The organism is Streptomyces sp. NPDC092369 (genome assembly GCF_044755245.1).
Lineage (GTDB): Bacteria > Actinomycetota > Actinomycetes > Streptomycetales > Streptomycetaceae > Streptomyces.
Genome location: NZ_JBIVQP010000010.1, coordinates 216,362 through 238,440, shown reverse-complemented (window position 1 = coordinate 238,440; position 22,079 = coordinate 216,362). Strand labels below are relative to the sequence as shown.

20 protein-coding genes are annotated in these 22,079 nt (G+C 70.2%); 14 read left to right on the top strand and 6 right to left on the bottom strand.

Going from position 1 to position 22,079, the window contains the following annotated elements:
• Nucleotides 1-316 precede the first annotated feature (316 nt).
• Complete coding sequence (locus ACIQI8_RS43165; RefSeq protein WP_402364057.1) at nt 317-1,102, bottom strand: SDR family NAD(P)-dependent oxidoreductase; 786 nt, start codon at nt 1,100-1,102, stop codon at nt 317-319.
• A 423-nt stretch (nt 1,103-1,525) separates the two neighbouring features.
• Between ACIQI8_RS43165 and ACIQI8_RS43160 the strand changes: the two genes are divergently transcribed.
• From ACIQI8_RS43160 to ACIQI8_RS43145, 4 genes are all read left to right on the top strand, one after another.
• Nucleotides 1,526-1,909, top strand: a complete 384-nt coding sequence (locus ACIQI8_RS43160) for a hypothetical protein (protein WP_402364055.1) — start codon at nt 1,526-1,528, stop codon at nt 1,907-1,909.
• 227 nt (nt 1,910-2,136) lie between these two features.
• Complete coding sequence (locus tag ACIQI8_RS43155; protein WP_402364052.1) at nt 2,137-2,259, top strand: hypothetical protein; 123 nt, start codon at nt 2,137-2,139, stop codon at nt 2,257-2,259.
• Nucleotides 2,237-2,812, top strand: a complete 576-nt coding sequence (locus ACIQI8_RS43150; RefSeq protein ID WP_402364049.1) for a HutD family protein — start codon at nt 2,237-2,239, stop codon at nt 2,810-2,812. The genes ACIQI8_RS43155 and ACIQI8_RS43150 overlap by 23 nt, the downstream gene beginning before the upstream one ends.
• A gap of 94 nt (nt 2,813-2,906) precedes the next feature.
• Nucleotides 2,907-3,758: a class I SAM-dependent methyltransferase gene (locus tag ACIQI8_RS43145; RefSeq protein WP_402364046.1), complete on the top strand. Its 852-nt coding sequence runs from the start codon at nt 2,907-2,909 to the stop codon at nt 3,756-3,758.
• A gap of 106 nt (nt 3,759-3,864) precedes the next feature.
• Here ACIQI8_RS43145 and ACIQI8_RS43140 read toward each other — a convergent pair whose 3' ends face one another.
• The gene (locus ACIQI8_RS43140) at nt 3,865-4,149 is read right to left on the bottom strand and encodes a hypothetical protein (RefSeq protein ID WP_402364043.1); all 285 of its coding nucleotides are present in this window, start codon (nt 4,147-4,149) and stop codon (nt 3,865-3,867) included.
• Between the two features lie 36 nt (nt 4,150-4,185).
• The gene (locus tag ACIQI8_RS43135; RefSeq protein ID WP_402364040.1) at nt 4,186-4,959 is read right to left on the bottom strand and encodes a class I SAM-dependent methyltransferase; all 774 of its coding nucleotides are present in this window, start codon (nt 4,957-4,959) and stop codon (nt 4,186-4,188) included.
• Between the two features lie 249 nt (nt 4,960-5,208).
• On the opposite strand from ACIQI8_RS43135, the gene ACIQI8_RS43130 reads away from it, so the two are divergent.
• Both ACIQI8_RS43130 and uvrA read left to right on the top strand, forming a co-directional pair.
• The gene (locus ACIQI8_RS43130) at nt 5,209-5,622 is read left to right on the top strand and encodes a DUF6193 family natural product biosynthesis protein (RefSeq protein ID WP_402364089.1); all 414 of its coding nucleotides are present in this window, start codon (nt 5,209-5,211) and stop codon (nt 5,620-5,622) included.
• 580 nt (nt 5,623-6,202) lie between these two features.
• Nucleotides 6,203-8,671 carry an excinuclease ABC subunit UvrA gene (gene uvrA, locus ACIQI8_RS43125; protein WP_402364037.1) on the top strand — a complete coding sequence of 823 codons (2,469 nt, stop codon included), beginning with the start codon at nt 6,203-6,205 and terminating at the stop codon, nt 8,669-8,671.
• 190 nt (nt 8,672-8,861) lie between these two features.
• Here uvrA and ACIQI8_RS43120 read toward each other — a convergent pair whose 3' ends face one another.
• Together ACIQI8_RS43120 and ACIQI8_RS43115 are read right to left on the bottom strand one after the other, a co-directional pair.
• Nucleotides 8,862-9,863: a helix-turn-helix domain-containing protein gene (locus tag ACIQI8_RS43120; RefSeq protein ID WP_402364034.1), complete on the bottom strand. Its 1,002-nt coding sequence runs from the start codon at nt 9,861-9,863 to the stop codon at nt 8,862-8,864.
• Nucleotides 9,864-9,952: 89 nt separating this feature from the next.
• The gene (locus ACIQI8_RS43115) at nt 9,953-13,789 is read right to left on the bottom strand and encodes a S8 family peptidase (protein ID WP_402364031.1); all 3,837 of its coding nucleotides are present in this window, start codon (nt 13,787-13,789) and stop codon (nt 9,953-9,955) included.
• 525 nt (nt 13,790-14,314) lie between these two features.
• On the opposite strand from ACIQI8_RS43115, the gene ACIQI8_RS43110 reads away from it, so the two are divergent.
• Nucleotides 14,315-14,518 carry a cold-shock protein gene (locus ACIQI8_RS43110; RefSeq protein ID WP_124004789.1) on the top strand — a complete coding sequence of 68 codons (204 nt, stop codon included), beginning with the start codon at nt 14,315-14,317 and terminating at the stop codon, nt 14,516-14,518.
• Nucleotides 14,519-15,020: 502 nt separating this feature from the next.
• Nucleotides 15,021-15,230: a DUF6000 family protein gene (locus tag ACIQI8_RS43105; protein WP_402364028.1), complete on the top strand. Its 210-nt coding sequence runs from the start codon at nt 15,021-15,023 to the stop codon at nt 15,228-15,230.
• Between the two features lie 328 nt (nt 15,231-15,558).
• On the opposite strand, the gene ACIQI8_RS43100 is transcribed toward ACIQI8_RS43105, so the two are convergent.
• Nucleotides 15,559-15,993 carry a MarR family winged helix-turn-helix transcriptional regulator gene (locus ACIQI8_RS43100; RefSeq protein ID WP_402364025.1) on the bottom strand — a complete coding sequence of 145 codons (435 nt, stop codon included), beginning with the start codon at nt 15,991-15,993 and terminating at the stop codon, nt 15,559-15,561.
• 198 nt (nt 15,994-16,191) lie between these two features.
• Between ACIQI8_RS43100 and ACIQI8_RS43095 the strand changes: the two genes are divergently transcribed.
• The 6 genes from ACIQI8_RS43095 (at nt 16,192) to ACIQI8_RS43070 (ending at nt 22,074) form a co-directional block, all read left to right on the top strand.
• Entirely contained in the window at nt 16,192-17,364 is a 1,173-nt protein-coding gene (locus ACIQI8_RS43095; protein ID WP_402364022.1) for a PP2C family protein-serine/threonine phosphatase, read from the top strand.
• A gap of 133 nt (nt 17,365-17,497) precedes the next feature.
• Nucleotides 17,498-18,394 carry an STAS domain-containing protein gene (locus ACIQI8_RS43090; protein ID WP_402364019.1) on the top strand — a complete coding sequence of 299 codons (897 nt, stop codon included), beginning with the start codon at nt 17,498-17,500 and terminating at the stop codon, nt 18,392-18,394.
• The gene (locus ACIQI8_RS43085) at nt 18,391-18,810 is read left to right on the top strand and encodes an STAS domain-containing protein (RefSeq protein ID WP_402364016.1); all 420 of its coding nucleotides are present in this window, start codon (nt 18,391-18,393) and stop codon (nt 18,808-18,810) included. The genes ACIQI8_RS43090 and ACIQI8_RS43085 overlap by 4 nt, the downstream gene beginning before the upstream one ends.
• Nucleotides 18,810-19,253 carry an anti-sigma regulatory factor gene (locus tag ACIQI8_RS43080; protein ID WP_402364086.1) on the top strand — a complete coding sequence of 148 codons (444 nt, stop codon included), beginning with the start codon at nt 18,810-18,812 and terminating at the stop codon, nt 19,251-19,253. Before ACIQI8_RS43085 ends, ACIQI8_RS43080 begins: the two co-directional genes overlap by 1 nt.
• Complete coding sequence (locus ACIQI8_RS43075; protein WP_402364013.1) at nt 19,250-20,323, top strand: SpoIIE family protein phosphatase; 1,074 nt, start codon at nt 19,250-19,252, stop codon at nt 20,321-20,323. Before ACIQI8_RS43080 ends, ACIQI8_RS43075 begins: the two co-directional genes overlap by 4 nt.
• Nucleotides 20,320-22,074 carry a PP2C family protein-serine/threonine phosphatase gene (locus ACIQI8_RS43070; RefSeq protein ID WP_402364010.1) on the top strand — a complete coding sequence of 585 codons (1,755 nt, stop codon included), beginning with the start codon at nt 20,320-20,322 and terminating at the stop codon, nt 22,072-22,074. The genes ACIQI8_RS43075 and ACIQI8_RS43070 overlap by 4 nt, the downstream gene beginning before the upstream one ends.
• The last annotated feature ends 5 nt before the right edge of the window (nt 22,075-22,079 follow it).

Below are 22,079 nucleotides of genomic sequence, written 5' to 3'. Positions count from 1 at the left end.
GACAGGCACACGCCGACACCTGACCAGCAGTGGGGGGCCCCCCCCCCCCCCCCCCCCCCCCCCCCGGGGGGGCGGGGGGGGGGGGGGGGGGGGGGGGGGGGGGCGGGGGGGGGGGGGTGGGGGGGGGGGGGGGACACCCCCCCCCCCCCCCCCCCCCCCCCCCCCCCCCCCCCCCCCCCCCCCCCCCCCCCCCCCCCCCCCCCCCCCCGGGGGGGGGTGGGGGGGGGGGGCCGGGCCCCCCCCCCCCCCCCCCACGACTTGTTCTGGGTCCCTGACGTCCCTGTGCCGTGTCCGACGGCCTTCTGTCCTCCTCCGGTCAGGTGGCGAGAATGCCACCGTCCACCGCGACGAAACTTCCCGTCGCGAAGGACGCCCGGTTGCTGAGCAGCCAGAGTGCCGCCTGCGCGATCTCGTCGGGCTCGGCCATGCGCTTCTGCACCTGCCGAGCGACGAACGCCTCTTCCAGCTCCGGGACCGCCTCGATCGCGCCGCTGATCATTTCGGTCCTGGTGGTCCCGACGACCAACGCGTTGACGCGGATCCCGTGGGCTCCGTACTCGGCCGCGGCCGCTTTGGTCAGACCGAGCACCGCATGCTTGGCCGCGACGTAAGGAGCGGGCGCTCCGGTGGCGATGACTGCGGCACTGCTGGCGGTGTTCACGATGGCGCCGCCTCCGCCGGCGAGCATGACGGGGATCTCCTGGCGCAGACAGTTCCAGGTGCCCCGCACGTTGGTGTCCATCACCAAGTCGTAGTCGTCCTCGGCGAGTTCGTGCAGCGGACGGATCTCCGATCCCGCGGATCCCGCGTTGTTGAACGCCGCGTCCAGCGCTCCGAAGCGATCCACGGCCACGGCAACCGCTCGCTTCACATCCTCGACGAGCGCCACATCACCCACCTGGTAGACGGCCTTACCACCGGCCGCCTCGATCTCTTCGACCAACTCCTTGAGCCGCTCCTCGCGTCGCGCCATCACGACCACCGCTGCCCCCTCTGCGGCGAAGAGCCGCGCGGCAGCGGCGCCGATACCGCTGGAAGCACCAGTGACCAGCGCCGTCCTGCCTGCGAGCAGCCCGTTCGACACACGCTCATCAGCAACCATGAACTCGATTCCCCCTAAATACTCGCCCGTGCGGGCCTGCGAAACGCTGGTAGTTGTTGCGGTTGGCGACCCCTCACCGTAGGTGTCACGGGAGGACGATCTCCAGGGTTTCGATCACCGTCGAAACGTGTACGGCACCGTGCACGGCACAGGCGGAACGTCTCACCTGACCCAAGCCCGTTCGAGGGGGATGCGACCGGGTTTGAGTGAGTGTCAGGTCCATCATGCCTGTTCAGCGACGTTTTCGGTAGGACGTAGCGCACGCCCGTTCGGTCTTGTTCCGGGTAGTGCCGCGCCCGCAGAATCATCGTCATCCACTCTTCGGCCGACGTGCCGGCATCCGTCAACGGCTGCCGGGGCGTTCGCCGTGCTGTCTCGCCGTGTGACAGCCCTGGTCGGGGGGTGACGGGACGAAGGGGATCGATGGATCAGGACATGGTTTTGCTGGCGAAGGTCAGGCTGCTCAGCGCCAACCGGAGGGTGGTGCGGGGTACCGAGGGACTGTGGATCTACCGTCTTCTGACACAGGTCGACTCAGAGGTATACGGATCGAAGCTGGCGTACGTCCTGGTGGAGGAGAGCGGCTCACCCCTGGTGCGGGAGTTGCCGGAGCGACGGCTGGCGCTGTTGGACGAGGCCGTGGAGGTCGCGAAGGCACTCAGCACGGAGAACCCCTTCCGGGCGAAGGTGCTGGCGAGGGCACTGGCCGCCAGGCAGCGGGAACTTGAGGCCGGATCGGCGAAGCCGCACGCATCCGAGGAGGACCAGCGGGCGGTCGTTCCGGATGGGCGGCGAGAGGTCGAGTGATCCTTTAGCCGACTGGCGTCGGCTTCCCGGTCGGTGAAAGTGCGGAAGGCCGAGTCCAGTTGACCGGCTGGAGCGGCGCCGCGTCCTCAAGCGGAGGGGTGCGAACGTGGGGCCCGGGCTGCGGGGCGGGCCCCACGCGTTCGATGGTTGGTGCTGGGGGCCCGTGTGATGCTGCTCGCCGTTGCAGAACTCCGGCCTCCTTATGCTGGTGCCTGCCGGTCCAGGTGATGAGCGCGGACGTACTGGCCTTCATGGAGGCGCTCGACGCCCGCGTCGAAGACGCGGCCGTCGACGTGGACCTCGTACGAGAAGTGGTGGGAGATTGCGGTGCGCGTGTTGAGAGCGGATGAGCGGCCTGCGGTGCCCTGGAAGAACGGGGGCGGCCTGACCCGTGAAGTCGCCTCGGCACCTGACCAGGCGGGGATGTCGGACTTTGTGTGGCGGGTCAGTCTCGCCGACGTGGCCGAGCCTGGTCCGTTCTCCCGTTTTGAAGGTGTCGACCGGATCATCACCCTGGTCGAGGGCCCTGGCATGGTGCTGACCGTCGACGGCACCGCCCACACCGTGGCCGAGCAGTACGCGCCCTTCCCCTTCCCCGGAGAGGCCACCACCGACTGCCGGTTGCTCGGCGGTCCGCTCGTCGACTTCAACGTGATGGTCCGGCGTGGACGGGCCGCCGCGCGCGTCGAGATCGTACGTGATCGGGTAGCCGTCTCCGCTTCCGCGCCGGAGTCGACGCTGCTCGTGGTGGTCCTGGACGGCTCCGCTGTTCTCGAGACGTCCGGCCTGGCCCTTGATCGCTTCGACGGAGCCCTGATCACCGACGACGTTCAGGAGGAGACCCTCAAGGTGACTGGCGTTGCCGCGCTCGTCACCTTCACGAGGACAACTGAGGGTAAGTAACTGAGGTCGGCTACGACCCATGTCGCGGAAGCGGCGCCCACGCGGCGGTGTATCCACTCGGAGTTCGCTTACGGACAACCCTTAGGCTGACGCGGTGACTGATGAGCAGGAGCGGGTGCAGCCGTCGGGAGTGTGGGCCACGGCGGTGGGGGTGGCCAAGGTGCGGGCGCTGGAGACGGAGCGAGCGAACGCGCTGTTCCGAGACCCGTTGGCGCAGGCCTTCGCCACCGCTGGTGGCATGGGGCTCTCCTCCTCGCCGCCGCCCGGTGACGAGGCCGCGCGACGCCGTCGGCTGGGCGTGGCGTTCTCCATCGTCATCAGGACGAAGTTCCTCGACGACTTGCTGCAGGAGGCCTGCGCGTCCGGCGTACGGCAGGTCGTGCTGCTTGGCGCCGGGATGGACAGCCGGGCTTTCCGGATGGACTGGCCCGAGGGCACCCGGCTGTTCGAGGTCGATACCGCCGCGCCACTGGCCTTCAAGGCTTCGGTACTGCGCCAGGAGCGAGCCGTCCCGCGTTGCGAACGGGTCACCGTCGCGGTGGATCTGCGGGAGGACTGGCCCGGCGCGCTGGCCGCCGCGGGGCACGACCCGACGGAGCCGACCGTGTGGATCGCCGAAGGTCTGCTGATCTATCTGCCCGGGGATGCGGTGGAGTTGTTGCTGGCCCGGATCAGCGCGCAGTCGGCGGCAGGCAGCCGGATGGGGCTGACGTTGGGCTCGCGCGGCGTGATCGAGCGCTTCGGCGCGGATGCCGTACCGGGATCGCCGGCGTCCATGTGGGTCTCGGAGATGCCCGACGATCCGGTGGGCTGGCTGTCCGGGCACGGCTGGGAGGCCGGCAGCCACACCCTGCGCGAGCGCGCTGCCGCTTACGGCCGCCCGATGAGTACTCCGCCGCAGCGCGAGGAGGGGCCGGGCGGGCTGATTTCGGCAGTCCGCCGATAGGACAGAACCACGTACGAGCGGGAGCGCCCGGCCTCCGCCGCAACGCCCGCGACGTTCGCTGCTCCCTCATAGCCCCCGACATTCCACCGGGGACCTGCCCATCGGCCTACTCGCCCGGCGGAACTCGGACGAACCCCTCGATCCAGTTGTCCTCATCGAGCTCGTAGGCGTCGAAGTGGAAGCACTTCGGTTCCTCACGGAAGCCTGGAAGCAGTCGAGCCTGACGCACACGCTCTTCGACCCTGTCGAGAGTGGAGTAGATGCCCAGTAGCTTCACGTCGTCGCCGTCCGCCTCGTCGCAGAACACACCGGTTTCATCGACGTGCATGGTCGCGCCGTCGTTGCCGGCTTCATTGTGGTGGACGACGTGCCAGAGCGGATAGACGATCACGGCGCGAAGCTATCAGCATGGGTGTGGTGGCGGTGGTCAGCGTCGGTCGCGGCGGGCTGTGATGATCCACGCACTCGAGTCGAAGTGGACGCCGCTGTCGGTGAGGTGGGTGTCGAGGGTGGTGCGTAGTCGTGTGCGCGCGTGGTCGGCCGCCGCCGGGGCGAGGTGGGCGAGGAGGTCCTTGACTTCCCGGAGGCGGAGCACGGCATCGAGTGCGGCGGCGCTGTCCGGGCCGTAGTAGACGGGCTCGTGGACGTCGGTGAAGGTGATGTCCGTGAAGCCGGCCGAGGCCAGGATGTCTTCCGTGACGGTCGGGTCGGCGAGTGAGAACGGGTCGGGGCCGTCGGGTGCGGCCGGTACGGCGGTGAGGGACCGGCGGATCGCGGTGGCCCACTCGTTGCGGTCCCGTTCCTGCCAGACCAGCAGCACCAGGCGCGCCGCAGGACGCAGGGCGCGCCCGATGTTGGTGAACGCGGCGACCGGGTCGGTGAAGAACATCGTCCCGAATCTGCTGATACAGAGGTCGAAAGGCGGCGGCGCGAACCGGTGGACCTGGGCGTCCGCCTGCTGGTAGGTGACGTTGGCCGGCCCCTGGTCGGCACTGAGCCGGCGGGCTTGTTCGAGCATGGGCGCGGACACGTCAATGCCCACCGCGCTTCCGTCCACGGCGGCGCGGGCGGCCTCGCGTGTGGACTGGCCTGTGCCGCAGCCGATGTCGAGTACGCGGTCGTGAGAGCCGACGCGGGCTGCGGTGCGGAAGAGTTGGTTGTGCAGGCGCAGTTCCGCGTCGTAGTCAAACAGGTCGGACATGACCGTCACCGGTTCCTCTCGACATCGATTGCGGTCGGGCCGTCGCGCAGGACGTCTCGGACATGATTCAGCGAGTCAGTGTGGGGGCGCGAGGTCGGTCGACCACCAGGGGGACGTCCGGGTGGGTCCGACCGGCGGCGGCAGAAGCCAGGTGGCGGGGGCGTCGTCGTAGACACTGGGACCGTGGACGCGCATGACGAGACCCGTGATCGGCAACTGCCCTTACCTCCAAGACCAGTTCTGCCGGACATGGCTGCGGCGCGCAGTCGTGGGCCGGCTGACGTTGTCGAGGCTCATTGGCAGTCCTTGCTCCTGAGCTGGCAGTGGAAGCAGGCGGTACATCAACTCCGCATGCCCGGGCGCCCCTATCCGCGCATCGTCCCACTGCTGGAGGCTGCCGCCGCTCAACCACGACTCCGGCGGCTGTATCCGTTCACCAGCCACTTCGCCCTGCTCTTCAGCAGTTCCACCAGCTATCCCTGGACTGTGCAGGCCGGATCGATCGAGCCCCTGGACAACGGACGGTTCACGGTTCGCCGACGCAGTCCTGTCGCTGTGATCGGCGACGTCGAAACCGCCGAGGAGGCTGTGGCCCTCCTGCTTGAACTCCTGCCCACCGGCCCCGAGCCCGTCCTCACAGCCCACGCGGACGAGCACGCATGACGTTCTGGGGCTATGCCTCTCGACTGAGCGATCAACAAAGGGCCGGGCGAGCTCGTGCAGTGCGTGGGGTTGTGACGGCTCGTCAAGGGTGCCTGTGGCGTCGCTCCGTGGTGCGCCGATGGTGACGTACGTGGTGTCCGGCCCGTCGGCCCGGCAGCTGCCCATGTTCGGCGGAACCAGCCGGCGGGCCTGCGCCGGCGACAGGGCAAGGCGCACGGTCGCGTAGTACGGGTAGTCGCTCACCAGCATCTTCGCCACCATGGCCGCTGCGTCCGGCCGGTCGTCGAGCTCGACGGTCACTCCCGTCGTATGAGCGGCGACGACTCGGTCCGAGAGGAGGGGAAGGGACAGCAGTGACCACCTCGACGTCGAACCGTCGCCCCCTGCCAGACGTGTCGGCGAGCCGAGCGGGAAGTAGCCGGGCCATGCGCCGCGCGATCTCCGTGGGCGCGTCGGGATCCGCCCCGTGCAGGGCCTGCTGGGCGAAAAGGGATCCGGGATACTCCCGACGCTCGTGTGAGCGGGGCCGGGTGACGGCGCCTGCCGCGCGGTGCGAGGCCTGATCAGGTAAGCAGGGACGGTGAACAAGGACGCGACCGACTCCTTCGTGCATGTCCGGGGCGCCAGTGAGAACAACCTGCGGAACGTCGACGTCGACGTTCCGCGGGACGCGATGGTCGCCTTCACCGGCGTCTCCGGTTCGGGCAAGTCCTCGCTCGCGTTCGGCACGCTCTACGCGGAGGCCCAGCGGCGCTACTTCGAGTCCGTGGCACCGTACGCCCGAAGGCTGTTGCAACAGGTCGGTGCACCGCACGTGCAGGAGATCACCGGACTGCCACCGGCCGTCGCCCTGCAGCAGCGGCGGGGGTCACCCAGCTCGCGCTCGACGGTCGGCACCATCACCACGCTGTCCAATCTGCTGCGGATGCTGTACTCCCGCGCCGGTACCTATCCGCCCGGGGCCGAACGGCTGGAGGCGGAATCGTTCTCACCCAACACCGCGGCCGGGGCCTGCCCGGAGTGCCACGGACTGGGTGTCGTGCACGACGTCGCCGAGGACCTGCTCGTGCCGGACCCCTCGCTGAGCATCCGCGAGGGGGCGATCGCCGCCTGGCCGGGCGCCTGGCAGGGCGCCAACCTGCGCAGTGTCGTGAACGGGCTGGGTATCGACATCGACCGGCCGTGGCGCAGGCTCAGGAAGAAGGACCGGGACTGGCTGCTGTACACGGACGAGCAGCCCTCCGTGTACATCGAGCCGGAGGAGGACCGCGTCGACTACGGCTACCAGGGCACGTTCTGGAGCGCCCGCAAGCACGTCATGCACGTCCTCGCCGACTCCAAGAGCGAGAAGATGCGCGAACGGGCGCTCCGGTTCGTCAGGAGTGTGCCCTGCCCCGAGTGTCACGGCAGTGGACTGCGGCCCGAGGCGCTCGCCGTGACCTTCGCCGGTCGTTCCATCGCCGAGATCAACGCGATGCCGCTCACCGAGGCCGTTGCGCTGCTGCGGCCCGTCGCGGTTCGGTCCGAGGCCGATGCCACCACGTCGACCGCCCGGTCGGGGGAGACGACCGAGGTCGCGGTCCGGATCTGCGGTGATCTGGTCGCGCGGATCGACGTACTGCTCGACCTGGGCCTCGGATATCTCAGCCTCGGGCGCCGCTCGACGACCCTGTCGCCCGGCGAGGCGCAGCGCCTGCGGATCGCCACCCAACTGCGCTCGGGGCTGTTCGGTGTTGTCTACGTCCTCGACGAACCGTCCGCGGGCCTGCACCCTGCTGACGCGGAACCGCTGCTTGACGTACTGGACCGCCTCAAGGCGGCCGGCAACTCCCTGTTCGTCGTGGAGCACGACATGGACGTCGTACGGCGGGCGGACTGGGTGGTCGACATCGGCCCCGGCGCGGGCGAGGGCGGCGGACGCGTGCTGTACAGCGGGCCGGTCGCCGGTCTTGAGCGGGTGGGGGAGTCGGCCACGAGCCAGTACCTGTTCGGGCGCGCCCAGCCGCTCGATCACCGCCCGCGCACGCCGCACGGCTGGCTGCACCTGCGCGGCGTCTCCCGCCACAACCTGCACGATGTGTCCGTCGACGTACCGCTGTGCGTCCTGACGGCGGTGACGGGCGTGTCCGGTTCCGGAAAGTCGACGCTGGTGACGCAGGTCCTGGCCGAGGTCGTCCGCGGCCACCTCGGGCTCGCACCCGAGGAGCCCGACGAGGCCCAGCTGGAGGTCGACGTGCAGGAGGCGTCGGGGGTCGAGTCGTTCGACCGGCTGGTTCTGGTCGACCAGCGGCCCATCGGCCGCACCCCCCGGTCCAACCTGGCCACGTACACCGGGATGTTCGACGCGGTGCGCAAGCTGTACGCGGCGACGGACGAGGCCAGGGCGCGCGGCTACTCGGCCGGGCGGTTCTCCTTCAACGTGCCCGACGGGCGGTGCGAGACCTGCCAGGGCGAAGGATTCGTCGCGGTGGAACTGCTCTTTCTGCCCGGCACCTACGCGCCGTGCCCGACCTGCGAAGGCGCCCGGTACAACGCCGAAACGCTGGAAGTCACCTACCACGGCAAGAACATCGCGGAGGTGCTGGCGCTGTCCGTCGATGCCGCTGCCACGTTCCTGTCCGCGGTCCCGGCCGCTTCCCGCAGTCTGGAGACGTTGCGCGAGGTGGGACTGGGGTACCTGCGGCTGGGCCAGCCGGCGACGGAACTCAGCGGTGGTGAGGCGCAACGCATCAAACTGGCGACCGAACTGCAGCGGGCCCGCCGCGGGCACGCGCTCTACCTGCTCGACGAGCCGACGGCGGGGCTGCACCCCTCGGACATCGCGTTGCTGCTGCGGCAGCTGCACCGGCTCGTCGACGCCGGCAACACGGTCGTCCTCGTCGAGCACGACCTGGACACGATCGCGACCGCCGACTGGGTCATCGACCTCGGGCCGGGCGGCGGCGACGCGGGCGGCCGGGTGGTCGCGGCGGGGGCGCCGGCCAAGGTGGCGAGGTCCCGTCGCAGCGCCACCGCGCCCTATCTCGCGGCTCGGCTCGCACGCTCCTGACGACGGCGCGCGGGGCTGAGCACCGGTCGGTGGGGTTCGGGGCGTGGGGCCGCTCTCCTCGCATGCTGGGTTCCGGCTTGTGGCGGATGCCGCGCTGTGGACCCGGTTCAGGATCAGCGACGACCGCGCCGTACCCGGCACCCTGACGTGCGGCCCCATCGGCGTCGGATGAGGCACCGGCGACGGCCGTTCAGAGCCAGCCGCGGCGGGCCGCCTGCCAGGCGAGCTGCATGCGGGTCGTGGCCCCGGCGAGGGTCATCATCCGCTGGATGTGACGCTGGATGGTGCGCCGGCTGAGCCCCATCTGACTGGCGATGGCCTTGTCCGCTATGCCCGCCACCAGCAGGGAGAGGATGCGGCGGTCGGTGCCGGACAGCGGGTCGGCCGCCTGCCCGTCGGCGGCGTCCGCCATCGTGCCCGCGGCGCTGAGGTCCAGGGGGACCGCGGTCTCCCAGTAGCGCTCGAAGAGCGAGGTGAGCGCCTCAAGGAGACTGCTCTCACGGACCAGGGCCGCGGTGGGTTCACCGGGGGAGCCCTGGGGGCCGCCGGGCACCAGCGGACAGATGGCGATGGCACGGTCGGCGACGGCCAGGCGTAGCGGCAGGTGGGGCACACTTCGGGCGATCTCCCCTGCCTGCACCCCTTCGATGACGTTGTCCACGGCGTGGTCGTCGTCGAAGAACGCCCGCTCGTACAGGACGCGGTAGCGCACCCCGCGGGCCAGGGCGTCGTACTCCGCGCGGTTGCTGCCCGACGGCATCGCGACGTACTGGGCCTTGCAGAACCAGAGCATCTCGTGGCGGGCGTTGTCCTGCATCTGCCGGAGGTGCTGCCGCAGCGACTCGGCGCCCGTGATCACCTCGATCAGCTGGCCCGCGTCCTGGCGGCGCCGGGTGTCGCGGTACAGGTCGAGCAGATCCGTGACCGTGCTGCGGGCTTTGTCGAGTTCGTCGGTACGCCGTTGCAGGCGGGGCAGCAGGGCCACGTCCGGAGGCACGGCGGAGTACTGGGGCGGCACGTGGTCGGTGGGGCTGGCGAGACCCTTGCCCGTGAGGGCTGTCAGTACCGCCTCCAGCGTGTCGTGCGGCAGCTCGCTCTGTTCCGCCAGTTCGTGCGCGGACGTCGTGACCGCTCCGACCAGGAGGCGGTACACCGTCTCCTCGACGACCGTCAGCCCTGCCGCTTCCAGCATCGCCGGTCCCCTCCTGTGCCTCGTGCGGCGGCCGCCGCCGGTGCGCACGGCACCGGCGACGGCCGTTTCCCGTTTCGCTGTCCCCCGGGTCAGTGCCGCGTGGCGGAGCCCCGGTGGAGGAAGGCGCGGTCGACCGTCTGCCGGACGCTGTGCCCGGCGTCGTCCGTCGCTGTGACCCGCAGTGTGACATAGGCGTCGCCTCGCGCCCCGGACGGCCGTTCGACGGTCGCCGTGAAGCGTCCGCCCGTTCCCTTTGCGGCAGTTGAGGAGGTACGGGCCGTCACCCACGTCCTGCCGTCGTCGTAGGACGTCTCCACTTTCAGCTTCACGCCGTGCGGGGCGGGCAGGCCGTCGGGCATGCGGACGCCGAAGCCCAGGGTGTGGGTGCGCTGCCGGCCTACGGCGTTCTCGGCGTCGACGGGAACCGAGTAGTCCACCTGGAGCAGCGGAAGCAGCGCGGGGCTCGTGGTGGTGTCCGATCCGAAGGACCACGACGTCTCGGTGCGGGTGCCGAAGCGCCAGTCGTCCGAGTCGCGTCCCGTCGTCAGGTCCAGGCGGTAGGCGGCACGCCCGGCCGGAACCTCGTACGCGCCCCACGCGCCGGTGTCGGAATGGGCGACCCGCTTCCCCTCCCGGTACAGATCGGCGACGGACGTGTCGCCCGTACCGGACGCACGGGTGCCGATGCCGCCGAGACTGTCGCTCTCCGCGAAGGACCAGTGGCCGGCGGCGTCGGTGAAGTCGGGCACGTACAGGGAGAGGGTGTTGCCGTACCGGGTGGAGGCGGGCCAGCCGTCGACGCCGTGCGGGACGGCGGGGCGGACGGGGGCGCTGAACCAGCGCTCCGTGGCCTGCTGTCCGGCCCGGTAGGTGCGGGTCGCCTCCCGCATGCCGACCTGGAGCGGGAAGTCCTGGTCCAGGACGGTGTCGTGGTGGACGACGTGGTTCCAGAGGGTGTCGCCGGCCGTCACGTACTCCACGCGCTCCCGGCCCACCGGTACGTTGCGCGTGTACTGGTTCCACGCGGTGTCCTGATAGGGCCGCCAGGCGAAGCGCTGTTCACTGGCCCAGCCGGAGGCGCCGGTGCGGGCGTAGGTGGTGTGGACGACCGCGCTCTCGTGCCCGGAGACGGTGTGCACGAGGTGCTGCGGGACGCGCTGACGGGACACCTGCATGACGTCGTAGAGGTAGGGGCTGCGCACCGTTCCGGTGAACCGGACCTGGGTGGCGGTCCGCGCGCTCCGCTTCAGGAGCGCGCTGCCCTCCGCATTGCCGGCGCGCATGACGGGCAGGGCGAGGCGTGTTCCGTCCGGGCTCCAGCGGGTCCACGGGTAGAAGCCCTCCGGCACGACGAACATCAGAGCCTTGGCGCCGGCGTCGGCGGCGGCCCGCGCGAGGGCGGTGTCGTCACCGAAGTCGTAGCGGATCACGGCGAGTCTGCCGCGTACATGGGCGGCCTTGAGGTCGGCGGCGGTGCCCGCGCCGGCGTCCACGGCGGTCAGTTGGGCACCCTTGTCGTCGAACACCGGTGACGTCGGCAGGTAGTAGGGGGTGAAGGAACTCGAACTGCCCTGTGGCCTGGCGGTCAGTTGTGGGGCCGTCAGCTGCCAGCGGGAGGCGAACTCGAAGGTGCCGTCCGTGACCTGCGCGGTGGGGCTGACGTAGATCCGCTTGGCGATGTCGAAGTACATGACGCCCTGGATGAGACCGTTCCCGTCGATCTGACGGTACGTCTGATAGCTGAGGATTCCGCGCTGTTCGGACGGGCGCGGGGTGCGGATCTTCACTTCCGTCACCTTCGAGGCGTCCAGGGTGACGGTCGCATCCTTGGTGACCCGCACCTGAGGGTCGATCACCTCGCGCAGTTCCTGGCCGTCGGCCGCGTTGTCCAGGGTGCCGAAGCTGACCTGGTAGGTGCCCTCCTCGACGACCGCTACCGCCGGTTCAAGGCTGGTGTACTGGGCGAAGCCGTCGGCACCCCAGATCGTCGGGGCGGCCTGCGGGATCACCTTGCCGTCGCGGTCCTTGGCGATCACGGTCAGCCGGTGCAGGGGCGCGTGCACGACGAGGGAGAGCGTGGTGTGGGCGAGCGCGGTGCCGTCCGGTCCGGTCGCGGTGGCGTAGCCGTAGTAGGAGCCGCGCGCGGCGTGCGCGCCGTCCGCGAGGACCGGTACGTCGGCCGAGGCCCCGGGGGCGAGACGGACGGCGCCGGAGCCCAGGGCGATCACCCCGCCGGCGAGGGCGACACCGTTGTCACGAGACAGTGAGACGGACAGCTTGAGGTCGAGCTGGTGGTCGCTCTCGTTGGTGTAGTGCAGGGTCGCCACCCGCCGCGGTCCGCCCGCGTCGGCGGTCTGGAGCGGGGGCAGGGTGAGGGAGCCGGTGGCGGTCAGGGCCCCCATGGCCGCGCTGATGTCGATGCGCCCACCGCCCTGTTCGGTCACCTTGGTCCCGGACACGAGATGGGCGGTGCTGATGAGCGCGTCCTTGAGCTGCGCCCCGCTCCACTCGGGGTGTTTCTGGGCCAGGAGGGCGGCGGCGCCGGCGACGTGCGGTGTCGCCATCGACGTACCGGACGCAGCGGTGTAGTAGGTGTCCACCGGGGTGCCCATGGCCGTCCCCGAGGCGCGGGCGGCGACGATGCCCACGCCGGGTGCGGTCACGTCCGGCTTCACGGCCTTGTCGCCCAGCCGCGGGCCGCGGCTGGAGAAGGGTGCCAGGGAGTCGTCCCGGTCGACGGCACCCACGGTGAGCGCGGCGTCGGCCGCACCCGGGGAGCCGATGGTCGACGCACCCTGGTCACCAGCGTTGCCCGCGGCGACGACGAACAGTATCTGCCCGGTGGCGGACAGGGTGTCGACGGCCTGGCTCATCGGATCGGTGCCGTCCGTCGGCGCGTCCGAACCCAGGCTCATGTTGACGACCTTGGCGTGCTCGGCGGTCGCCCACTCCATGCCGGCGATGACCTGCGACTCGGAGCCGTACCCGTCGTCGCCTAGCACCTTGCCGATCAGCAGGTCCGCTCGCGGCGCGACCCCGCGCCGGGTGCCGTCGGACACCGCTCCGCTGCCGCCGACGATCGATGCGACGTGGGTGCCGTGCCCGAAGTGGTCGGTCACGTTGCCGCTGCCGGAGAAGTCCTTGGTCTCGGCGATCCGGCCCGCCAGGTCCGGGTGGCCGGCGTCCACACCGGTGTCCAGGACGGCAACCTTGACGCCCTGCCCCTCGAAACCGGCCTTCCAGGCGGTGGGTGCGCCTATCTGCGCCGTGCTGCGGTCCAGCGCCGGTGCCACCCTGCCGTCGAGCCACACCCGGGGGGTCTGGGCGAGCCGGGCCGTACCCGCGGGGCGCAAGGTCTTCCAGAACGCGCCCAGGTCACCGTCGTCCACCCGTAGCGCCGTCGCGTCGATGCTCTCCAGCCGGCGCTCGGGCACGGATGCCGTGTTGAACGCGTAGAGCCGGTCCGCGGTCGTTGCCGCGGCCTTGCGGCCTGCCGCCGTCCCGGTCGCCGCGCCGCCCGGCTCGGGGGAGACGATCAGCGGCAGCGCCGAGGTACCGGCCTCGTCGTATCCCTGGGCTATGAGACCGGTGACGTCGAACAGACGCCGGTCCAGCCTCCCGGAGGCCACCAACTCCGCGGCGTCGGACGGGAGTACGGTCATTGTCCCGTCGTCCTGCTCGTACGTGCGGAAGACGATGCCCCGGCGGCCCGGACCGGGTACCACCGAGGCGGTGCGCCGGCCGTCGCCGCCCGGTCTCACCGTCACCTGGTCACCGGTCACCAGCCGTACGGTGGACGCCGACTTGGCGACATCCTCCGCCTTGACTGTGCCGGAGGAGGACGCCCGCGCGGAGGCGGACGAGAGGCCTCCCGTGGTCAGCACCAATGCCGTTGATATCGCCGCCGTCAGACGGATCCATGCCATCAGCCACACACCTTTCGTGCAACGCCCGATCTCGCGCTGTTCGAAAGAATCTGCCGAGCGGATGACCATGTCACGGGCGCACGATGTCGCGACTGCGACATGTCCCAACTGCGCCAGCCGGCACGGCCGGTCGGCGGTGGTCGCGGTCACCGCCACGAGGGCCCGGCATCCCGTTCCTTCGGCACCCGTTACGGACGCCGGAGTCCGCTGGACGAGTCCGCAGGGCATGTCCCGCGGGCTGCCGGCACGACGGGGGACTCAGCGCCTCGGCTGCACGCTCCGCACGTGGCTCGATCCGGCGGGTTGAGGTGGCCGTTCGACATCGTTCGGCGGACACGGTGCTCTGTGTAGCTGTTGATCTCTGGTGGAGGCTGGCTTTGCCGTGTAGCGTCATCCTCAGATGTCGTGGTTCGCAGTACCTGCCCGCGCTGTTGCGCGGGCGTTTTGCTGTGCGGTGGCTGGACCAGGGCGATCACCTCCGGGGCCGCGTGGTGCGGTTCCTGACAGCGAATGAGAGGGACCGGCATGGCCAGCGGAACCGTCAAGTGGTTCAACGCCGAAAAGGGCTTCGGCTTCATCGAGCAGGACGGCGGCGGGGCTGACGTCTTCGCGCACTACTCCAACATCAACGCTTCCGGCTTCCGTGAACTGCAGGAAGGCCAGAAGGTGACCTTCGACATCACCCAGGGGCAGAAGGGCCCGCAGGCGGAGAACATCACGCCTGCCTGATCTCTCGTCATCAGGGTCCGGGAGCAGCTGCTCCCGGACCCTGATGCGTCCGGCGCGACGGGGGCCGACCCGCCCCGGCTGGAGTGGGGCGGCTGCGGAGCCAAGTGCCTGCGGCCGGAAGTCGGCGCCGACCGTCACGGCTGCTGCGGACCTCCTCAATCCCGGTCAGACGCTGCGCCGGCGCGTCGTGCAACTCGGCGGCCAGCAGGTCTCATTGGGCGACCGCCGCGATGCGGGGCACTAGGGCGTTGCCGACCCCGTTGGGTGATCAGCGCGCCCCTGTTCGCCCGGCTGCACCGCACCGAGCTGCACGTCGCTCACACGACGGCCATCGTGGCCGCCGACACCAGGCCCACGACCGTAGCGTTCCGCGGCCGTTGATCCGGCGCGAGAGCACTGACCGCGTCGCGACTCTCCCGTCTCCGGGCCCTGCAGGCGTATCCCGCTCCACGTCCTCAGCTGCGAGGGTTTTTACCGACGCCCCTCTTCGAGGGCCGCTGGCGTGAGCGGCGCACCGCGGCGTGGCTTGCCGCCGCTATGGCCCGACCTCGCCTACGACCAGCCGACAGCCATGGGTGCCCTGGCGTGCACCTACTCCGTCCTGCACAGCGACCGTGCCGGCCGTTTCCTCCAGGCGGCCGGCCTGTGGCGGCAGCGGTTCCAGGACGCGCCCCACGTCCGCGGCGATGACGGCACCTCCAGGACGGACTGAGTCCGCGGCGACGGCGTCGGGGTGAGGTGTCCCTCATCCGGCGCGGCGGCTCACGCCATGACAGCCCCGATTCGTTTCCGGTGCCTCCGTTGGAGAGATATGGAGCACAGGCGATGCAGAACGTGGCATCACGGGGTAACCGTGTTTCCGCAGGGGTAACCGAACGCATTGTTGTTGTTTGACAACAATGACCGTTGGACAACAAGGTAACCGTGTCGGATGGGTGCGGGGAAGGACGTGTGATGCTCCGGTGGGCGGAGACGATGACTCCGTGTGCTGGTCACCGCGCCAGAGGCGCGGCGGTGACACTGATGCCGCCCAGCCCGACTCAGGCGGATTTGCTGTCTGAGGCCGGGGTGTCGCTGTGTATCTGCGTGGCCGCCGTGGCGCAGAAGGCTTCCAGACCCTCCAGCAGGGCGGTCCGCTTGCCGTCGGGCATGTCCGCCAGCACCTTCCGCAGCTCGGCCTCCCTGCGGGCGCGCAGGTCGGCGAGGAACGCGCGGCCCCGGACGCTGAGGTGCAGCCGTACCTCTCGCCTGTCCTCCGCGCTCACCACTCGCTCGATGAATCCGGCGGCATGCAGCCGGTCGCACAGTCGACTGGTGGACGGCGGGGTCGACGCGAGGGTCTCGGCAAGCGTGCGCAGGTTGATGCCGTCGTGGTGTTCAAGGATGTGGAGTACGCGCAGCTGGGATGCGGAGGTGGGCGCGGTGGAAGCGCGACCCCACACGACTTCCAGCAGCTCGACGGCCGTCGTGGTCACACGCGCGACCTCGTCGGGCTCTGGGCGGCGGCGGAAGGCAGTCACAGTCACACTCTCGCAGGCGCTGGGGTGGCTGTCAGCGTACTAGGCACGCGCTCCGGACGCAGACGGCTTTGAAGCCCGGGGGGCCTTTCGAGATCTCGGCCTCACGCACGAGGTGCCCGTTTCTTCCGACGAAAGATTGGTGTATTTCCTCTCATGAAGAGATTTGTGGCCGCTGAGCGCGCCCTGCGCACAGCGGCTCCCCACGAGTTGCTCGATGCCGCGCGCTCCGTACTGGTCGAGCAGTACGGAGCCGAGGAGGTCGAGTTGTTCATGGCCGATTACGGCCTGACCGTTCTGCAGCCCGTTTCGGTGCTGCCGCACACCCTGAAGCCGGTGTCGGTGCACAACAGCCCGGCCGGCCGGGCCTTCGGTTCGCAGCGGCCGTATCGCGAGGAGGGGCACGGCGGCCGGACGCGTCTCCATCTGCCGGTCAGTGTCCGTGGCGATCGGCTCGGTGTGCTGTCCTTGACTCTTTCCGGGAGCGAGGCGGCACGCCAGTGGGAGTCCGAACTCGCCGAGATCGCCGACGTGCTGGGACACGAGGTGGTTGTCGCCGAACGGGACACCGACCTCTACCTGCAGGCGCGGCGCAAGGACCGGCTCACTCTGGCCGCCGAGATGCAGTGGCAGTTGCTGCCCGGCCGGTCCTGTTCCCGCCCCGAGTACGACCTCGGGGCGCAACTGGAGCCCGCCTACGGCATCTTCGGTGACAACTTCGACTGGTCCGCCACCGCGGACCATCTGACGCTGTACGTCACCAACGGCATGGGCGAGGGCATCGAGGCGTCCCTGCTGACGAATCTCGCCATCAACGCCTTGCGCAACGCGCGGCGGGCCGGCATTCCCATCGCCGACCAGGCGGCACTGGCGGACCAGGCTCTCTACGCGCACTACCAGGGGCGCTGCTATCTCTCCGTCCTCATGTTCGACTTCGACCTGATGACAGGCCGGGCGCAGGTCGTGGACGCGGGCTCCCCTCAGCTGTTGCGGCTGCGCGGAGGCGCCGTGGAGCGGGTCACGTTCGACGCCCAACTGCCCCTGGGCATGTTCGAGGAGACCGACTACGTGGCGCAGGACTTCCACGCCGAGCCCGGTGACCGGCTCGTGTTCGTGAGCGACGGCGTCCATGCGGTCTCTTCTCCCAGGGGTGAGACCTATGGGGACGCGGCGCTTGCCCGGGCGATCCACTCCACGCGGCTGCTGCCTGCCGCCGAGGTGCCGCGCGCCCTCCTGCGGGAACTGACCGGTCACCGCGGCGAGGCCGCACCGGACGACGACGCCCTGATCGTGTGCCTGGACTGGCGTGGAAGGGGGCCGGGCCGCTGACCGGCAGCTCACTAGCCCTGCGGGGATGGCGAGTTGTCCGGCCCCGAAGTCGCACGCTAATGTTTGCCATGTGGCAATAATTGCCTGATGGTTCACTGAGGAGCCGACCACAGACTCTCACAGCAGGGAGAAGATGCACGTGACGGAGAGCGACACGGACCGCGGGGTGACGTGCGAGCTGAGCGGCTTCCTGGAAGGACGCCGCGAGCAGATCGCCCAGCGCTGGGCGGATGCCGCTCTCTTCCGTACGGTCTTCACCGTCTCCCGGGACGAGGCGGTAGAGGCATGCAAGGCCGTGGTGGACGCCCTGGCCGAAGTCGCCCGGACCGGACGGCTCGAGGATGTCGTGGCGCCCGGGTTCGACACCGTCAGAGAGCAGCTCAGGCGGATGTCCGCTTCCCGAGCCCTCGCCGGCATCAGTCCGTCACAGCTCATGAGCGAGGTCGCCGGACTGCGCGAACCCGTCACCACACTGCTTCGAGCCGAGTTCGAGGACCTCACCGACGAGCGCGCTCACGCGTGTCTGCTGGATCTGACGGTCCTGATGGGGACACTCCGGCTCGTGGTCATGGAGACGACGGTCAGCGCCGGCGAGGAACTGATCGCCCGGCAGCGCGAGCAGTTGCTGGAAGTGGCCACGCCCGTCATCGAGCTGTGGGAAGGCATCGTGGCCGTTCCGCTGATCGGCACCCTGGACAGCGCCCGCAGCCAGATCGTGATGGAGAGTCTCCTGGAAGCGATTGTGGACCGGCGGGCCCAGTACGCCATCCTCGACATCACCGGTGTGCCGACCGTCGACTCGCTCGTGGCCCAGCACCTGATGAAGACAGTCGCCGCCGCCCGTCTCATGGGCGCGGAGTGCATCGTCTCCGGTATCCGTCCCGCCATCGCGCAGACCATCGTCCACCTCGGAATCGACCTCGGCTCGATCCTCACCCGGGCCGGACTCGCCGACGCCCTGGCCTACGCGCTCACCCGGCAGGGCATCGCCGTCTCGCCCCGCGAAGTCGCCGGAGCGTTGCCACGGTGACCGACTTCGCCGCCCCTCATCCGGCACCCGTGCCGGTACTGACGCTGGGAGACCTGCTGCTCATCACCCTGCACGGAGATCTGCACGACGGTGCGGCCGAACAACTCCAGCAGGACATCACCCACCGCATCGCGAACAGTCCGCTACCCGTGGGCGGTGTCGTGATCGACATCTCCGGTGTGGATATCGTCGACTCCTTCCTCGGCCGCGTCCTCGGCGAGATCGCCGCGAGCGCACGTCTCCTAGCCTCCGGCACCGTGCTGGTCGGCATGCGCCCGGCAGTCGCCATCTCCTTGGTCGAGCTGGGACTCACCCTGCCCGGCCTGGACACGGCCCTGGATGTCGACGGGGCCATGGCCCTCCTGGGCCGCACGCTTTCGACCGTCCGGCCCGCTCGCCCGGAAGAGGGTGCGTGATGCATGCCCCACTCGCCTCGACCACCCGTCTTTCCATCGGCTCGGACGCCGACCTCGCCTGGGTGCGCCAGCATGTACGCCAAGCGGCCGCCGACCTCGGATTCGGCCTGGTACAGCAGACGAAGCTGGTGACCGCGGCCAGCGAACTGGCCCGCAACACCCTCGTCCACGGAGGTGGCGGGCACGTGGAGATCACGACGCTGCGCGACGGCGACCGCCACGGGCTGCGGCTTGCCTTCGTCGACTCAGGCCCGGGCATCAGGGACATCGCTCTGGCCATGACCGACGGCTACACCACCGGCGCCGGACTGGGCATGGGGCTCAGCGGTGCCAAACGGCTGGTACAGGACTTCGCACTGGACAGCCGCCCCGGGCTGGGTACCACCGTCACCGTCACCGAGTGGGCCGCGGGTCTTCACCCGCCGCGCTCAGGTGCGCCATGAGCAGGGCCTGGGACATCACGGTTGCGGACAGCACCAGGGTCCGGGACGTGCGCGTCGCCACGGAGGCCGCCTGCGCCACCGCCGGCCTGGACACCGACTCCATGGCGGCCGCGGCGCTGGTGGCCACCGAACTCGCGACCAACCTCGTCAAGCACGCCGTCGGCGGCCGCATCGTCATCAACCTGACCGGACCCGCCGCCACCCTCGCCGCCGACGCGCCCTGCGTCCAGATCACCTCCCTCGACCACGGGCCGGGCATCGCCGACGTCCCTGCGGCGCTGCGGGACGGCTACACCACTGCCACGTCCTCGCTGGGCGCGGGCCTGGGCACCTGCCGTCGTACATCCGATGCATTCGACCTGCACAGCAGTAGCGAACGAGGCACTGTCGCGGTGGCCCGCATCCGTACGGCACGAGCGCGGTCCCCGCGCCGCGCCGGGGCGATTCCCGCGCGCACAGGCGTCCGGGCGGGGAGCATCAACGTCCCCCTGGACCATGCCGAGCACTCCGGGGACGCCTTCACCTGGGTACGTTCCGGCTCACTGGTCACGTTGATGCTCGCCGACGGACTCGGTCATGGCGGCAAGGCGGCCGAAGCGTCGACCACCGCTGTGGAGGATCTGCGCCGACGAGCGGACCTGCCGCCGGCCGAGATCCTGCGGCATCTGCACACCGCGCTGCGGCCCACTCGAGGCGCGACCATCGGCATCGCACAGCTCGACGAGACCACGGGGCAACTCGCCTTCGCCGGCGTCGGCAACATCGGCGCCAGGCTCCGCTCCGCGGGCACCTGGCAACCCCTCGTCTCGCACCCGGGCATCGTCGGAGCCCACTTTCCCGCCACCGTTCCCCAGCACCGGGCGGCCTGGCAGCCGGACAGCCTGCTCATCCTGCACAGCGACGGACTCCCCAGCCGCTGGACGCCCCCGCGCGACGCCCGGCTGCACACCCATGACCCGGCTGTGGTGGCAGCGGTGGTCCTGCGCGACGGCAGCAGCGCGGCGCTACCGCTGCGTGACGACACCAGCGTGGCCGTACTGGCCCCCGACCCATCCGACCTACTGCCATGACCCCACCCCCGAAGGTCTGGAAGATCGCGTCGACCGCCGACGCCGCCGAGGCCCGCGCCGCCCTCGATCACATCATCACGGTTGCCGGAGCGCCTCCGCTGGAACGCGCCCGCTTCACGACCTTGCTGACGGCCCAGCTGCTGCGCTGCCTGGACCGCCACGGGCAGTGGGAACTCCGCTTCCGGGTCCGGCAGACCGACGCCGCCCACCCCGCGCGCCTCGACGTCACGGTGCTGCCAGTGGACTCCCATTCGTCCGGCCCCGGCGACGAGCCCACCCTCACCTGTCAGCTGGCCAGGCCGCCTGCCCAGGAGGACGTGGAGGCGGACATGTCGCTGCCCGAAGCGCTGCTGCGTGCCGACGAGAACACCGCGGCCGTACTGAGGCTCCTGGACGAGCAGGAAGGTCTCGTCCGGCTCCACCGGGAGGAGCTGCACCAGACGAATCAAGGTGTCCTGGCACTGCATCACGACCTCGAGGCCGCGGCCCTGGTCCAGCGCGAGCTTCTCGAAGCCGAGCGGTCCGCCCGTGCGCAGGCGGAGCGGGCCCGTCGCCTGCTGACCTTCCTGGCCGATGCCAGCGCGGCCATCTCGGCATCCCTCAGTCCCGAGGCCATCCTGCGCGCCCTGACCGGAATGCTCGTACCGGACTACACGGAGAGCGTCGACGTCTGGCTCTTCGACGAGGAACCCGCGAATCAGGACACCGACCATCCGGCTCGGACACGGGATCACTCGGCGGCCGCGGTGGCCGCCGCCCGCACGGGTCGTCCCCAGCACGCCGCCGTCCACCCCGGTGACCTGCCCGGCGTGGACGACCTCCCGCCCTCCAGCCTGTCCCCGCACCGGGCCCTGTTGGCCATCCCCCTCACGACACACCGCCTGCTGGGCGTCCTCACCCTGACCGCCCCAGAATCCGGGTTCGACGCCGACACCTCCGTGATGCTCGTCGAACTCACCCGCCGCGTCGGTATCGCTCTGGACAACGCCCACCGCTACGAGCAGTCCCGCGACACCGCCGAGGCCCTCCAACGGGCTCAGCTCACGGATCTGCCCACCGTGCCCGGCCTCCTCCTGGCCGCGCGGTACCTTCCCGCCACACGGGGCCTGAACATCGGCGGCGACTGGTATGACGCGTTCCGCCAGCCTGACGGCAGCACGCTGGCCGTGATAGGCGACGTGACGGGGCACGGTCTGCACGCGGCCGTTGTCATGGGCCAGCTGCGCACCGCGCTGCGCGCCTACGCGGCCGAGGACAACAGCCCGGGCGAGATCCTCACCCGCCTGCACCGCATGCTCCGCCATCAGCAGCCGGAGCTGTATGCCACCGCGATGATCGTCCGCTTCCGTCCTGGCCAACCGGAGATCGTCTGGGCCTCGGCAGGCCACCCACCCGCCGTCGTGCGCGGCAGCGACGGTGGCGTTCACGCGCTGGACGACAAGCCGGGCGTCATGCTGGGCATTCCCCTGCCGTACACCTACAGGGACATGAGGGTCGCTCTGCAGCCAGGTTCGTCTCTGCTCCTTTACACCGACGGTCTGGTCGAGCGCAGAGCGCAGGGCATCGACGTGGGCATCGAACGCCTCGGCCAGGCCGTCGGTGCGTTGACCACGGCGGACCTGGAACACGACGTGGACGCCGCAGCCGACGCACTGCTCAAGCCCCTTCTGTACGAGTCCGAGCGCGACGACGACGTCTGCCTGCTGCTGTGCCACATGGAGCCCCTGGCCGAGCGGGAACCGGACCTGTAGACCTG